At 38.8% G+C, this 12,985-nt stretch carries 17 protein-coding genes, 1 tRNA gene and 1 riboswitch; of the genes, 9 read left to right on the top strand and 9 right to left on the bottom strand.

Annotated elements, in window-relative coordinates; translation table 11 throughout:
* Positions 1-166: 166 nt before the first annotated feature.
* On the bottom strand, positions 167-784 hold the full coding sequence (locus KTI78_RS09585) for an L-threonylcarbamoyladenylate synthase (RefSeq protein ID WP_239975508.1): 618 nt from the start codon (positions 782-784) through the stop codon (positions 167-169).
* A gap of 90 nt (positions 785-874) precedes the next feature.
* A complete protein-coding gene (locus tag KTI78_RS09580) occupies positions 875-1,537 on the bottom strand; it encodes an elongation factor P hydroxylase (protein WP_224993260.1) in 663 nt (220 codons plus the stop codon).
* Between the two features lie 96 nt (positions 1,538-1,633).
* Between KTI78_RS09580 and KTI78_RS09575 the strand changes: the two genes are divergently transcribed.
* From KTI78_RS09575 to lysM, 6 genes are all read left to right on the top strand, one after another.
* Complete coding sequence (locus KTI78_RS09575; protein ID WP_002120393.1) at positions 1,634-2,194, top strand: YceD family protein; 561 nt, start codon at positions 1,634-1,636, stop codon at positions 2,192-2,194.
* Positions 2,195-2,268: 74 nt separating this feature from the next.
* Complete coding sequence (gene rpmF, locus KTI78_RS09570) at positions 2,269-2,454, top strand: 50S ribosomal protein L32 (protein ID WP_000290730.1); 186 nt, start codon at positions 2,269-2,271, stop codon at positions 2,452-2,454.
* Positions 2,455-2,605: 151 nt separating this feature from the next.
* Positions 2,606-3,592: an ACP S-malonyltransferase gene (gene fabD, locus KTI78_RS09565; RefSeq protein ID WP_262445926.1), complete on the top strand. Its 987-nt coding sequence runs from the start codon at positions 2,606-2,608 to the stop codon at positions 3,590-3,592.
* Entirely contained in the window at positions 3,589-4,323 is a 735-nt protein-coding gene (gene fabG, locus KTI78_RS09560) for a 3-oxoacyl-ACP reductase FabG (RefSeq protein WP_002120395.1), read from the top strand. Before fabD ends, fabG begins: the two co-directional genes overlap by 4 nt.
* A gap of 84 nt (positions 4,324-4,407) precedes the next feature.
* Positions 4,408-4,644, top strand: a complete 237-nt coding sequence (gene acpP / locus KTI78_RS09555) for an acyl carrier protein (RefSeq protein ID WP_001279871.1) — start codon at positions 4,408-4,410, stop codon at positions 4,642-4,644.
* Between the two features lie 185 nt (positions 4,645-4,829).
* Positions 4,830-5,303: a peptidoglycan-binding protein LysM gene (lysM, locus tag KTI78_RS09550; protein WP_016142041.1), complete on the top strand. Its 474-nt coding sequence runs from the start codon at positions 4,830-4,832 to the stop codon at positions 5,301-5,303.
* A 44-nt stretch (positions 5,304-5,347) separates the two neighbouring features.
* Here the strand turns inward: lysM and KTI78_RS09545 are convergent, their stop codons facing one another.
* Entirely contained in the window at positions 5,348-6,115 is a 768-nt protein-coding gene (locus tag KTI78_RS09545; RefSeq protein WP_016142040.1) for a hydroxymethylpyrimidine/phosphomethylpyrimidine kinase, read from the bottom strand.
* A 97-nt stretch (positions 6,116-6,212) separates the two neighbouring features.
* Here KTI78_RS09545 and KTI78_RS09540 point away from each other — a divergent pair, with 97 nt between their 5' ends.
* The gene (locus KTI78_RS09540) at positions 6,213-6,887 is read left to right on the top strand and encodes an HAD-IA family hydrolase (protein ID WP_262445925.1); all 675 of its coding nucleotides are present in this window, start codon (positions 6,213-6,215) and stop codon (positions 6,885-6,887) included.
* 58 nt (positions 6,888-6,945) lie between these two features.
* On the opposite strand, the gene ribB is transcribed toward KTI78_RS09540, so the two are convergent.
* The gene (gene ribB / locus KTI78_RS09535) at positions 6,946-7,605 is read right to left on the bottom strand and encodes a 3,4-dihydroxy-2-butanone-4-phosphate synthase (protein WP_016142038.1); all 660 of its coding nucleotides are present in this window, start codon (positions 7,603-7,605) and stop codon (positions 6,946-6,948) included.
* 90 nt (positions 7,606-7,695) lie between these two features.
* Positions 7,696-7,846, bottom strand: a riboswitch (FMN riboswitch).
* A gap of 176 nt (positions 7,847-8,022) precedes the next feature.
* On the opposite strand from ribB, the gene KTI78_RS09530 reads away from it, so the two are divergent.
* Positions 8,023-9,807, top strand: a complete 1,785-nt coding sequence (locus KTI78_RS09530) for a DUF2157 domain-containing protein (RefSeq protein WP_262445924.1) — start codon at positions 8,023-8,025, stop codon at positions 9,805-9,807.
* Positions 9,804-10,355 carry a GDYXXLXY domain-containing protein gene (locus KTI78_RS09525; RefSeq protein WP_262445923.1) on the top strand — a complete coding sequence of 184 codons (552 nt, stop codon included), beginning with the start codon at positions 9,804-9,806 and terminating at the stop codon, positions 10,353-10,355. Before KTI78_RS09530 ends, KTI78_RS09525 begins: the two co-directional genes overlap by 4 nt.
* 58 nt (positions 10,356-10,413) lie before the next feature.
* Here KTI78_RS09525 and panD read toward each other — a convergent pair whose 3' ends face one another.
* The 5 genes from panD to KTI78_RS09500 all read right to left on the bottom strand — a co-directional run bounded on the left by panD (position 10,414) and on the right by KTI78_RS09500 (position 12,983).
* Complete coding sequence (panD, locus tag KTI78_RS09520; protein ID WP_016142035.1) at positions 10,414-10,794, bottom strand: aspartate 1-decarboxylase; 381 nt, start codon at positions 10,792-10,794, stop codon at positions 10,414-10,416.
* 131 nt (positions 10,795-10,925) lie between these two features.
* Positions 10,926-11,507 carry an aminoacyl-tRNA hydrolase gene (pth, locus tag KTI78_RS09515; RefSeq protein WP_016142034.1) on the bottom strand — a complete coding sequence of 194 codons (582 nt, stop codon included), beginning with the start codon at positions 11,505-11,507 and terminating at the stop codon, positions 10,926-10,928.
* Positions 11,508-11,527: 20 nt separating this feature from the next.
* A complete protein-coding gene (gene rplY, locus KTI78_RS09510) occupies positions 11,528-11,824 on the bottom strand; it encodes a 50S ribosomal protein L25 (protein WP_016142033.1) in 297 nt (98 codons plus the stop codon).
* Positions 11,825-11,921: 97 nt separating this feature from the next.
* Positions 11,922-12,872, bottom strand: a complete 951-nt coding sequence (locus KTI78_RS09505; RefSeq protein ID WP_002120445.1) for a ribose-phosphate pyrophosphokinase — start codon at positions 12,870-12,872, stop codon at positions 11,922-11,924.
* Positions 12,873-12,908: 36 nt separating this feature from the next.
* A tRNA-Gln gene (locus KTI78_RS09500) sits at positions 12,909-12,983 on the bottom strand.
* Between the last annotated feature and the right edge of the window lie 2 nt (positions 12,984-12,985).

The raw sequence follows: 12,985 nt of genomic DNA, 5'->3' as shown, positions 1-12,985 counted from the left end.
CAGCTGTAAGTAGAAGAACAGCAGATAGTGAAAATCATTCTAAATGAATTATGTCTTTTAATAAATTACTTAACGACTAAAGTGTAAAAAAAATCCAAAATAAATAAAGAGTATTTTTTTGAGTGATAATATATTTTTTTAAACTATTGGTAAAAAATGTAAGTGCTTATTCAAAAGCACTTACATCGCCAACACCACGACGGATAATCTCAGGATGTTCACCCGATAAATCGATAATACTTGTACTTGTTAACGTACCAAAACCACCGTCAATAAATACATCAATTCGTTTATCTAGCTGATTTTCAATATCGTAAGGGTCATCTAGAGGGTCTTCTTGACCCGGTAAAATTAATGTACTGGTAAGTAGTGGTTCACCAAGTTCTTGTAATAAAGCCTGACAAATCGGATTACTTGGAATACGTAAACCAATCGTCTTCTTTTTAGGATGCATCAATCTACGAGGAACTTCACTTGTTGCAGGTAAAATGAACGTAGTAATCGCTGGTGTATTCGCTTTTAATAAACGGTATGTCGCATTATCAACTTTTGCATAAGTCGCAATATCTGATAAGTCGCAGCACATAATGGCATATTGATGCTTAGGTCCTAAACCACGTATCTGTGCAATACGTTCCATGGCACTTTTATTACCGATTTGACACCCAATTGCATAGGCTGCGTCGGTAGGGTAGACCACAACATCTCCTGCTCGGATACGTTCAACCGCTTGGGAAATGAGGCGTTGCTGTGGATTTTCAGGATGTACATGTAAATGCATCATATTTTAGAGACTCCATCACGCCAGTGTTAAAAATAATTATTAGGCTTTTTAAATATCCTAGGCAAGCAATTAACGTAGTTTTTTTGTCAATTAATCAAGGAGTTCACGTTTAAATTCATTTAATTGTAAAGGTGTACCTGAACGTGTGCATTGGCAAATAAAACCAATAAATGCTGCTGCATCACGGGGTAGCTTGGCTTCACCCGAAAAGTAACGTTGCACTTGAGCATAGACATTATCTTTAAATAGTTTGCCATCTCCGCTATCACCTGTCAGGTTATCGAGAGATACTCTAAATTTTCTGCCAAAAGATTGTGCAAATAACCATTCAATTGCTTGAGGCTTAATTTCTACTTGTTCAAATAAACTTTGCTGTTCTTGGGTACGACCATCAGGTGCATACCAATATCCTAAATCTGGTAATAGACGTCTTTTTTCACCCGCAATAGACCAATGACTAATTTCATGTAAGGCACTATTAAAGAAACCATGAGCAAATTGAATCTTGGCAGGGTCTTTATTTGTTGCAGGGAAATATTCTGGTTCAAAATCTCCACGAACTAATGTCACATTATGGTGGGAAAACCAGTGATTAAAGTGTAAAATAAGCCAATCAACTTGCTCAGACTCCGATTTTGAGCTTGACCATGGTGAGAGTTGCACTGGGTCAGGTACAAGCGTGTTCTGATGGGTTGAATGGGTGCAAACGAGTAATGAAGTGTTAACTTCAGGTTGCGGCTGCAACAGGTGCATTGCTTAATTTACCCCGAGTTCTGTCTAAAGAAGTGCAAAATTGTATCTTAATCTTTGACAGAGTACCGATGAATTTGTAGAATTGCCGCCTTAATTATGTCAGCAAATACCTTTCCGGCACAGATTGAGCCGTTTAAATGGGCTGAACAAGGCTTTACATGGTCAGGTCAACTGCCCTTGTCTCGCTTTGCTCGTATCGCTCGTGAAGCTGTTGGATCAATTGATAATCAATTGATCAACATAGACTGTAAGCTATCAATGGATGCATATCATCGCATTGTGTGGATGGACGGTCATATGGACACGAAAGTTCCAATGGAGTGCCAACGTTGTTTGGAACCTGTTGAAATGCCTCTTGTCTTAGACTTCCATATTGCATTAGTGGATGATGAGTCACTGATAGAGCGCTTGGATGAGGATGCTGATTTCATCGTTTTAGGTGAAAGTGAGTCTTCGACGAAAGGCGATTATGATACGCCTGCCTCGATTAACTTACTCGCATTACTAGAAGATGAACTGTTATTGTTGATGCCTTTATCTCCCAAGCATGATGCTTGTGAACATAAACATCAACCTACCATTCAAAATGTTGTCGAAGAAAAACGGGATAATCCGTTTGATGTTTTGGCAGGTTTGAAGGGTAAACTTAACTCATAATTTGTGTTATAATTATGAGATAAGACAACTGAATTTGTTCTGATCCATTTTTTCGATCTTTGTAAGGAGCCATCATGGCCGTTCAGCAAAACCGTAAAAGTCGCTCTCGCCGTGACATGCGCCGTTCACATGACGCTTTAACCGAGAATGCATTAACAGTAGACCAAGCAACTGGTGAAACTCATCGTCGTCACCACGTGACTAAAGACGGTTTCTACCGTGGTCGTCAATTATTCGCTAAAGCAGCTGATGCTGAATAATTGCATGATATGCATTAAGCGTGATGCTTAAGTATAGAAAAAATGGGAGCGAAAGCTCCCTTTTTTTGTTGTTTTTCGCAATTATAAATATATAAATAACATGTTAAATTTCCGCTCCAGAAATGAGTGAAAACCCAAAAAAGGATTTCTTATGTCTGCTAAACGTCTTGAACAAGTAGCTTTAGCCACAAAAACTGCGTTTGTGTTTCCTGGTCAAGGTTCACAAAAAGTCGGTATGCTTGCTGAACTAGCTGAACAGTTTAGTGGGGTCGGGCAAACCTTTGCGGAAGCTTCAGATGCTCTTGGATTTGATCTGTGGCATATTGCGCAAAGTGGTGAAGGTCTCGACCAAACAGAAAATACCCAACCTGTGTTATTAACTGCCAGTATCGCTTTATGGCGTGTATGGCTTGATTTAGGTGGTCTGGCACCTAAGTATCTTGCAGGACATTCACTAGGTGAATACAGTGCATTGGTGGCTGCAGGCTCTATGAGCTTGGCAGATGCAATTAAATTAGTTAACTTGCGTGGCAAACTGATGCAAAGTGCCGTTCCTCAAGGGGAAGGGGCTATGGCTGCAATTCTTGGTTTGGCTGATGAAAAAGTGGTTGAGCTTTGTCAAACTGTGAGTGCGTCAGGTGAGGGTTCTGTAGAAGCTGCAAACTATAATTCACAAGGCCAAGTTGTAATTGCGGGTAGTACTGCATCTGTACAACAAGTTATGGCATTGGCAAAAGAACAGTCTGCTAAAGCAATTGCTTTACCTGTATCGGTTCCTTCGCATTGTTCTTTAATGAAACCTGCTGCAGAGAAATTTGCAGAAGCTTTGGAACAAACTGCCATTGAGCTACCTACCATTCCTGTAATACAAAATGTCAACGCGGGAATAGCTACCGATGTTGCTCAATTGCGTCAGGCGTTAACTGCTCAATTGTACCAATCTGTACAATGGACAGATACGATGCAGTTTTTACAAAACCAAGGCATACATTACATTGTTGAATGTGGTCCTGGTACAGTATTGAGTAATCTCGCAAAGCGTTTACCAAATATCGAAAAAGCTTTTTCTATTGATAGTAAGAGCAAAATGGAAGATGCCCTAAATGCTGTTTTAGTGGCAGAAGGAAAAATTGCATGACACAAGAACGCAAAGTTGCATTAGTAACGGGCGCGAGTCGGGGTATTGGCGCTGCCATTGCCCAGCAACTTATTCAAGACGGTTATTTTGTTGTAGGTACTGCGACTTCTGAATCTGGTGCACAAAAGTTAAGTGATAGCTTTGGTGAGCAAGGTGCAGGTTTGGCGCTCGATGTGCGCAATCTCGATGAGATTGAAGCAGTCGTTTCTCATATTGAACAGAACTATGGTCCTGTACTTGTTCTAGTTAACAATGCAGGTATTACGAAAGACAATTTGTTGCTTCGTATGTCTGAAGATGATTGGGATGACATTCTCAACATTCACCTGAAAGCAGTTTATCGTTTATCTAAACGTGTGCTTAAGGGGATGACTAAGGCACGTTTTGGTCGAATTATTAATATCAGTTCTGTTGTAGCTCACTTTGCAAACCCAGGCCAAGCGAACTATTCTGCTGCTAAAGCAGGTATTGAAGCATTCAGCCGTAGCCTTGCAAAAGAGATGGGCAGCCGCCAAATTACTGTAAACAGTGTGGCACCCGGTTTTATTGCAACAGAAATGACAGATGCACTTAGTGAAGACATTCGCAAAAAAATGAGTGATCAAGTGGCTTTAAATCGCTTAGGTGAGCCACAAGATATCGCAAATGCGGTGAGTTTCCTTGCAAGTGATAAAGCAGGTTACATTACCGGTACGGTATTACATGTAAATGGTGGTTTATACATGGCCTAACGCCGATGTATAAACTTTTAAAAATTTTTATATTCAATTAAACTAGTGGCAAATTAAACGCCACAAGCAATGAGGAGAATTCCTGTGAGCGATATCGAACAACGCGTTAAACAAGCGGTTGCAGAACAACTTGGTCTTAAAGCTGAAGAGATTAAAAACGAAGCATCTTTTATGGATGACTTAGGTGCTGACTCTTTAGATTTAGTTGAACTTGTTATGTCTTTCGAAAATGACTTCGACATCACTATCCCTGATGAAGATTCTAACGAAATCACTACAGTTCAATCTGCAATTGACTATGTAACTAAAAAACTTGGTTAATTCGCATATTGCTGAATAAAAAGAAGGCCACCGTAAGGTGGCTTTTTTTATGAGAGGAAAAATTAAGAGATACATATTTTTACAAGATCAACCTCAATTGATAGCAGAGGCATGACTTTTTTGAAGTATAACAATAGAGGTCAGTTTAATGACTTTACTATAAACAATAATATGAGGACTAAAAGATGGGTCTTTTTGATTTTGTAAAAGGTATTGGTAAGAAAAATACCGCTCCAGCAGAACCACAACCAGCTCCGGCAACACCAGCAGAACCTTCTGCACAAGAAGTTGCAAATAAATTATTAGGTTTAATTAAAAGTTTAGGCTTAGGGGTAGAGGGCTTATCTGTAACCTATAACGGTACTACCGATACCGCGACTATTAAAGGACAGGTAAAAAGCCAAGCAGATAAAGAAAAAATTATTCTTATTGTTGGGAACATTGATCATGTGGCACAAGTAGATGACCAGATGACTGTTGCAACGCCTGAACCAGAAAGTAAATTTTATACAGTGAAATCTGGTGACAACCTTTCAAAAATTGCGAAAGAAGTTTACGGTGATGCAAATCAGTATCCAAAAATCTTTGAAGCAAATAAACCAATGTTAAAAGATCCTGATGAGATTTTCCCAGGACAAGTTTTACGTATTCCTCAATAATTGAGGTTAATAAAAAGGCGCTTAAAGCGCCTTTTTTGTGCTTTTTAAAATCGCTTTGGAATCTTTTGTCCGTTTGGTACAGGGGTATCAGCATTTTTTAAAACACCGAATAACCATGTTTCAGCATGTTGTACCGCAATTTTTAACGAATCACCTAAAGCTAAACGCCCTGCGATAAAGCTAGCTAATGAACAACCTGATCCGTGATATTCACCTTCAAGGCGAGGACAGCTACTAGTCGCTGCCAGTTCACCGTTAATGTATAAACTATTTTTAATATGATCTGGTGTATCTTCGTGTCCACCTTTGACTAAAACAGCTTTAGCACCCATTTCAAATAACTTTTGAGTGGCTTGATCTAAATCAGTAATACCTGTTAAAGCGCGTAATTCAACGGTATTTGGAGTAATAATCGTTGCTAGAGGAATAAGCTCAACGAAAGCTTTAACCAGAGTTGCCTGATCACCTAAAGAACCACCACTGTTTGCGACTAAAACAGGATCAAGTACATATTGGTAGTCAGGATGTGCACGAAGAAATTCAGCTAGAGCAGCAATATTATCTGTAGTGCCAAGCATGCCAGATTTAACGCATTTAATGGGTAAGTCACCTACCACTGCATTTGCTTGTGCTAATAAAAGTTCTTTTGAGGTTGCTTCGAAGCCAAATACTTGTTGTGAGTTTTGAATGGTGAGGGCAGTACATGCAATTGCTGCATGGGCACCACTTTGTCCAATTGCTTCGATATCGGCTTGTAAACCTGCACCACCTGAAGGGTCTAAACCCGAGAAACAAAGTACGGTTGGACGCACGGTTATTTCCTTTTCAATTTAAATTTACGTTAGTATAAGAGAGTTTGATTAAACTCTCGACCAATTGAATTAAATACTTTACTGGGTTAGTGATTGAATGGCTATAAAACATATTTTGATTGATTTAGATGGAACCTTAACAGACCCAAAAGTTGGAATCCATACTTCAATTCGCTATGCAATGGATAAGTTAGGTTATCCATTGGCTGCCGATTTAAATATTGACTGGACAATTGGTCCCCCGTTAAAAGCTTCATTAGCGAAACTTCTAGACACACAAGATGATGCTTTAGCTGAACAAGCTTTACTTGCTTATCGTGAGCGTTTTTCGGTTACGGGTTTATTTGAAAATGAAGTATATCCATCTGTTGCGCAAACACTTAGTGCATTAAAAGAAGAGGGATATCGCTTATTTGTCGCAACCGCTAAACCAACGATTTATGCAAAGCGTATCTTGGATCATTTTGAATTAAGCCAATACTTTGTACATATTTACGGTAGTGAGTTAACAGGTGAACGGACCAATAAAGCTGAGCTTATCCATTATATTCTTGAGTGTGAGCAACTAAGCCCTGAAGAATGTTTAATGGTGGGTGACCGTCAATATGACGTTTTAGGTGCACGCTATAATAGTATTGAGGCGGTAGCAGTAACTTATGGTTATGGAACACCTGAAGAGCTCGCTCAAGCACAACCAAAAGCAATGATTACGCAATTTTCTGAACTTTTGGAATATGTTGAAGGGCAGGCAACCCAAAAAAAAGTATCTTAAATATTATTAAATTTTAATTTGAAGGTTTGGCTTTGATCTAAAGCCAAACCTTTTTTATTTAAATATCGTGTTGTTGACGGTATTGAACAAGTTCTTCAATCGTAATCACAGTTAAGTGATGAGTTTGAGCGTATGCTAAAACTTGAATGCCTGATGCCATAGTACCGTCTGGGTTAGTTAATTCACATAACACACCAGCAGGTTTTAGTCCTGCTAATCTTGCTAGATCAATTGTTCCTTCAGTGTGACCTCGACGAGTAAGCACACCACCATTACGTGCACGTAAAGGAAAAACGTGGCCTGGACGATTAAGATCACTTGCGACAGCACCATCTTTAATTGCAGTTTGAATGGTAGTAACACGGTCTTTAGCTGACACACCGGTAGTCACACCTTGAGCTGCTTCAATGGTCACTGTAAAAGCAGTATGAAACTGACTTGAGTTTTGAGAAACCATTGGAGGGAGTTCTAGATGATCTGCTAGCTCTTCTGTAAGGCATAAACATACAATCCCTGAGCCATCACGGATCATACGTGCCATTGTTTCTACTGTTAAAGTTTCGGCTGCCACAATTAAATCTGCTTCATTTTCGCGGTCAAAGTCATCCATAACCAAGACAGGTTTGCCTTGACGGATATCTTCTAATGCTTGTTGAATACGTTGTTCAGCAGGAGAGAGGGCTGAGAAAAAAAGTTCTGGTTGAATTAAGCTAGACATAATGAAACGCTCTCGTAAAAATACGGTGGAACATTTCAGGACTGATGTAAAAACAGGCTGGCACTGAAATAAAACGGATTTATCCCAGTTCGTCGTCTTCTTTCATCCGGACTATACCGTCGGCTTTGGAATTTCACCAAATCTGCTCAAATTACACAATTTAAGCTCGTGGGCTTGTTAATCTAATTATAAAAATTAACTTTACCACCGGTGGGGAATTGCACCCCGCCCTGAAGCGATGGGTTTTATTATAGCGCGCTTGATAAAATTGGCTAGATGCTTTTATAGAATGCTAAGTTTCTTTATGAATAAGTATTTTCATAAATAGAATTAGGCTTTTTAACAAGAGCTTACTTGTTGATATGAAAATGGAATGCTATGTTTTTTATAGAAAATTATAAATAAAATAGGTGTTTCATGCAGATAAGAGACGATTACCCTCTTACCAGTAGCTCATTTATTCAGCATCTCCATATTTTCAGTTATATATTTATGGCGGTAAGTATTCTGTATTTAATTGCTGCTAACTGGTTAATGCTTCCAGACAGTATTCAACTCGCTATCCCGCCCGCTATATTAGTTGTCACAGCTTGGTTTAGCATAAAAGATACTTTAAGCGATGGGGTTAGGCAGACCTTACATAGCGTTTGTGGTTTGATGATAGGCTTAAGTCTGGCTGTAATTGGACAAGTTTATCAAACTGGGGCAGACAGTTATTTGCTTTTTTTAATTTGGACATTGCTTTTATTACCGTGGTTATACCGCCCGAATATTGGCATCTTCGCTTTAATTTGTATTACCAGCCAACTTACACTTTTTTTATTTTTTAAGCAGACTTTTTGGTTAGAAAAATTTCCGTATTTATATCTATTCATTCTAAATTTATTAAGCCTTATAGAATTTTGGATATGTATAAAGAAATATCGTGCTTTAAGGTTCGTCTTTATCGCTTGGATTGCAGTTATTTCAATCATTGGAATGATTCAATATTTATCGAATGAGAATATTCCTTATCTGATCTCTGCTTTCTGTTCAGGAATAATTGCTTTTTACTATTTCTTCAAAAAAGATGATCAATTATGTGCCAGTTTAATGGCTGCTGTTCTTGGTGTAACGGCTACCATATGGCTTGTGGATGGGATTAATCATCTATTTAAAGATTCTAATGAGTTCATCTTTTTATTGATTGCGGGCATTATTTTTATTTGGTTTGCGCTGATTAGCTATATTTTAATAAAAATTTTTCGTCAAAGCCGCTTTTATATCATTCCAATGGCAATTGGTGCTTGGCTTGCAGGTTTAGCGCTTGCAGCTTTTACGCTCGTGTTTTGGGAGACCATTTCTTTAGTCATTGGAATTATTTTTGTAGCATTTGCTATCGTGCTTTTAAAAAAATCGCAACGTTATTTCTTTCGACAATTTGCTTATTGTTTATTTATCAGTGGACAGACTGCTTTCTTATTTCACCTTGGTTCAGAAACAGATCAGATGCTATGGGTTTTAATTGCGCAGATTTTTATTCTATGTATTAGTTATTTCCTTAAACCGCATTGGTTCTTCATTTTAATTCAAATGCTTGCTACGTATGGCCTAGCTTTTATCTATTTGCTACAACTGGACCATTCATTATGGTCAATACATTCTACTCAAACCTATTTAAATTTAACTTTGCTCAATTATTTTGTTTTTAGTTTGGTGCTCTTACCTAAGAGAAAATCACTAGCTTTATATGAACGTAGTATTTTTTTATGTGTGCTAGTCGTCATTCTAGTCGCTTCTTTTTTCGATACTTTTATGGGGCTCGTTCTAGAAAATTCGATAGATCAACATAGGTGGGTTCTATATTTTCTGCCTAGTGTTTGGTTACTTTACTTTAGTGTTTTTCATTTATATAGACAACTTCAGGGAATCACTTTTTTCGCTTTTTTAATTTTTGGTGTGTTACTTATTGCATTGGGATATTTCGAAATTTTCATATTGTTTACTATTTTAACGTGGGCATTAAAAAGTAAAGATCGGATTGTTTATGGAGTTAGCTTAGCTGTATTCGTTTTAGTGTTCTGGCAGCTCTATTACAACCTACAAATAACTTTTCTAGCTAAGAGTTTATCTATTTTTATTTCTGGTGTTTTTCTATTGGCTTTGTCGTGGTTGCTTCACCGTGAAAATAAAAATGGTCTTATTAAAGGAGAGAAAGAATGAAAAAGTATTTTTCTCTAATTCTTGCATTAGCCACAATGTTATTTTTCGCAACATTAGTCGTCAAAAATGAATGGCATCTGCACCATAGTAAAAGTATTTTCATTGAGCTTAAACCAGTTGATCCTCGTTCAATCTTACAAGGTGACTATATGACACTGGCTTATGAATTACATTTACAATCTCTTAAAGCTCTTGCTGGAAGTGAAAGTGAAGCACTAGAACAGGTGGTTTTTAATCGCTCTTCTATTCCCGCAAAAATTATTTTGGATTCACAAAATCGTGTAGTTGGTACAGTTCTAGATACTAATAATTCATTTACTGGGCAAAGATTAATTTTAAAAAATCCTGAAAATCGTTTACAGGCTTTATATCCTGCCTCACGGAGTTTCTTATTTGCAGAAGGCTTGGCTCAATGTTATGAAAAAGCCAAATATGCTGAATTTAAGGTAAACCCTAAAGGTGAGGCGATTCTGTTTGATTTGCGAGGAGAGGGGCTTCAACCTTTAAATTGTGAAAAGCAAAAGAACTGGTGGAAAAGAACTATTTAGGATTTATAAAAATAAAAAAAGCCCGTCGATGCGGGCTTTTTTATTTTTAAATTTTTAATTAGGCAACTTGTACAGGAATGCAATTCGCTGTGTGGTTGACTGTATTATCTGGGTTTGCATATACCAATCGTGGTTTGTGAGCATTTGCTTCAACTTCGGTGAAATCACCAAACGTAGCAATAATAACTAAATCGCCAACATCTGCTTGATGTGCAGCACCGCCGTTTACTGAAATAATGCCAGAGTTATCTTCACCACGAATCGCATAAGTCGTGAAGCGTTTGCCATTGGTCACATTCCAAACATGAATTTCTTCATATTCACGAATACCAGCTAAATCCATCAATACGCCATCAATTGCACAAGAACCTTCATAGTGAAGCTCAGCATGGGTTACAACTGCACGGTGAATTTTGCATTTTAATAAACGAGATAGCATGGCTAGCGTCTCCTGAGTAGACCTAAGATGTAGATCTTATGGTGAAATCTTTAGCTTTTGCGGTTGGCAAAGTGGCTGATGCGCATTTTGCTCCTAAAAAAGCAAGATAGCAAGCATGATTGTTCAACAATTTAAGTGGGTTTATATGCATTAATTTGATTCATGGCCTGAGGAACTTGTCCTTGAACAAGTAGCTTCACTTTAGAAAGGGCATGATCAATTGCTGCATCCATCAGACTTTGTTCACTACTTGGTGCTTTTCCAAGTACGTGACCTGAAACTCTCTCTTTGGAGCCAGGATGTCCGATCCCAATTCGTAAACGATGAAAATTTGGACCAATATGAGGGACAATGTCACGTAAACCGTTATGACCACCGTGACCACCGCCTGTTTTAAGGCGAATCACACCAGGGTTCATATCAAGTTCATCATGAGCAATCAAAATTGCTTCGGGAGCAATTTGATAAAATTTTGCAAATGGAACTACACTTTGCCCAGAACGGTTCATAAATGTAGTGGGTAGAAGTAGACGGACGTCGTGTCCTTCTATATTACCACGTCCACTGATTCCGTGAAATTTCGGATCATTTTTTAATGTAATGCCATATTTATCAGCAAGCTGTTCAATGAACCAAAAGCCTGCATTATGGCGGGTTTGGGCATATTCTGAACCAGGATTGCCCAAACCAACAATTAGCGAAATATTTGACACTAATCTACGCCTTTAAACACTTATGCGCGTTTGAAGTCAGCGTGCATAGGAGTGTTTTTAGATGGGTGACGTTGTAACGCTTGGATTTTAACGTTTTCAACTTTGTCGCCCACTTTGATTTCTACAACTTCTTCAAAGAAAGCATTGTTTTCTAAAGCTTTTACAAGCTCACGAAGTTCTAAAGTAACAGTTACAGGCTCAGCATTGCCACCATAAATGATAGCTGGAATTAAAGCTTCGCGACGAAGGCGGCGGCTCGCACCTTTCCCTTGTTTGTCTTCAGCACGCGCTTGAGCGTTTAATACGAAGTTTGCCATGAGTAAATCCTCATTAAAGTTTAAATAGACTAAACTTGCGACCAGTTTAGTGATAGAAAACCCCAGCCAAGGCTAGGGTTTAGAAAAAGCTGCAATATTATAAACTATCGAACATTGCACTGATAGACTCTTCGTTATTAATACGACGAATCGTTTCAGCAACCATGCTAGCAACGGAAACCTGACGGATCTTGCCTAAGGTCAATGCTTCTTCAGAAAGAGGAATGGTATCAGTCACAACCAGTTCATCAATAACTGAATTACGTAAGTTTTCAATAGCCTTACCTGATAGTACAGGGTGAGTTGCATACGCAACTACACGACGTGCACCAAATTGCTTAAGTGCATCAGCTGCTTTACACAATGTACCAGCAGTATCAACCATATCGTCTACGATAACGCAATCACGATCTTTTACGTCACCAATTAAGTGCATAACTTGCGACTCATTGGCTTTTTGACGACGTTTATCAATAATTGCTAAATCGATGTCACCCATCTGTTTGGCAACAGCACGCGCACGCACTACACCACCAACGTCAGGAGAAACCACCATAAGGTTGTCATGTTGTTGTTGACGTAAGTCAGCAAGCAAAGCAGGAGTACCGTAGATGTTGTCGACTGGAATATCGAAGAAACCTTGAATTTGGTCAGCATGTAAGTCGATCATCACGACACGGTCAATACCAACAGTGGTAAGCATGTCTGCGACAACTTTAGCTGTAATCGGTACACGTGCAGAACGTGGACGACGGTCTTGGCGAGCATAACCAAAATAAGGGATAACAGCGGTAATACGACCAGCACTTGCACGACGCAAAGCATCTGCCATTACCAAGATTTCCATAAGGTTATCATTGGTAGGGGCACAAGTAGGCTGAACGATAAATACGTCTTTACCACGAACATTTTCAGTAATTTCTACTGAAATTTCTCCATCAGAAAAGTGACCGACTGATGCAGCACCTAGAGGGATATGTAAGTGACTTACGACTTTTTGAGCGAACTGTGGATGAGCATTTCCACTAAAAACGACAAGATTGGGCATGAAGCACCCTTGGCGGTTGGTATGTAATGAAATAGATGGCAGGGGCGGCTGGATTCGAACCAACGGATGCCGAGATCAAAACCCGGTGCCTTACCACTTGGCGACGCCCCTAA

It is taken from the genome of Acinetobacter sp. WU_MDCI_Abxe161, assembly GCF_025514355.1.
Lineage (GTDB): Bacteria > Pseudomonadota > Gammaproteobacteria > Pseudomonadales > Moraxellaceae > Acinetobacter > Acinetobacter pittii_E.
Note: the sequence above shows the minus strand (reverse complement) of the source record. Positions and strands in the feature narration are given on the sequence as shown.

What these genes read in the sequence shown, in the direction of transcription:
- KTI78_RS09585 (WP_239975508.1), bottom strand. Translation starts at nt 784, where the DNA reads ATGATGCATTTACATGTACATCCTGAAAATCCACAGCAACGCCTCATT.
- KTI78_RS09580 (WP_224993260.1), bottom strand. Translation starts at nt 1,537, where the DNA reads ATGCACCTGTTGCAGCCGCAACCTGAAGTTAACACTTCATTACTCGTT.
- KTI78_RS09575 (WP_002120393.1), top strand. Translation starts at nt 1,634, where the DNA reads ATGTCAGCAAATACCTTTCCGGCACAGATTGAGCCGTTTAAATGGGCT.
- rpmF (WP_000290730.1), top strand. Translation starts at nt 2,269, where the DNA reads ATGGCCGTTCAGCAAAACCGTAAAAGTCGCTCTCGCCGTGACATGCGC.
- fabD (WP_262445926.1), top strand. Translation starts at nt 2,606, where the DNA reads ATGTCTGCTAAACGTCTTGAACAAGTAGCTTTAGCCACAAAAACTGCG.
- fabG (WP_002120395.1), top strand. Translation starts at nt 3,589, where the DNA reads ATGACACAAGAACGCAAAGTTGCATTAGTAACGGGCGCGAGTCGGGGT.
- lysM (WP_016142041.1), top strand. Translation starts at nt 4,830, where the DNA reads ATGGGTCTTTTTGATTTTGTAAAAGGTATTGGTAAGAAAAATACCGCT.
- KTI78_RS09540 (WP_262445925.1), top strand. Translation starts at nt 6,213, where the DNA reads ATGGCTATAAAACATATTTTGATTGATTTAGATGGAACCTTAACAGAC.
- ribB (WP_016142038.1), bottom strand. Translation starts at nt 7,605, where the DNA reads ATGTCTAGCTTAATTCAACCAGAACTTTTTTTCTCAGCCCTCTCTCCT.
- KTI78_RS09530 (WP_262445924.1), top strand. Translation starts at nt 8,023, where the DNA reads ATGCAGATAAGAGACGATTACCCTCTTACCAGTAGCTCATTTATTCAG.
- KTI78_RS09525 (WP_262445923.1), top strand. Translation starts at nt 9,804, where the DNA reads ATGAAAAAGTATTTTTCTCTAATTCTTGCATTAGCCACAATGTTATTT.
- panD (WP_016142035.1), bottom strand. Translation starts at nt 10,794, where the DNA reads ATGCTATCTCGTTTATTAAAATGCAAAATTCACCGTGCAGTTGTAACC.
- rplY (WP_016142033.1), bottom strand. Translation starts at nt 11,824, where the DNA reads ATGGCAAACTTCGTATTAAACGCTCAAGCGCGTGCTGAAGACAAACAA.
- KTI78_RS09505 (WP_002120445.1), bottom strand. Translation starts at nt 12,872, where the DNA reads ATGCCCAATCTTGTCGTTTTTAGTGGAAATGCTCATCCACAGTTCGCT.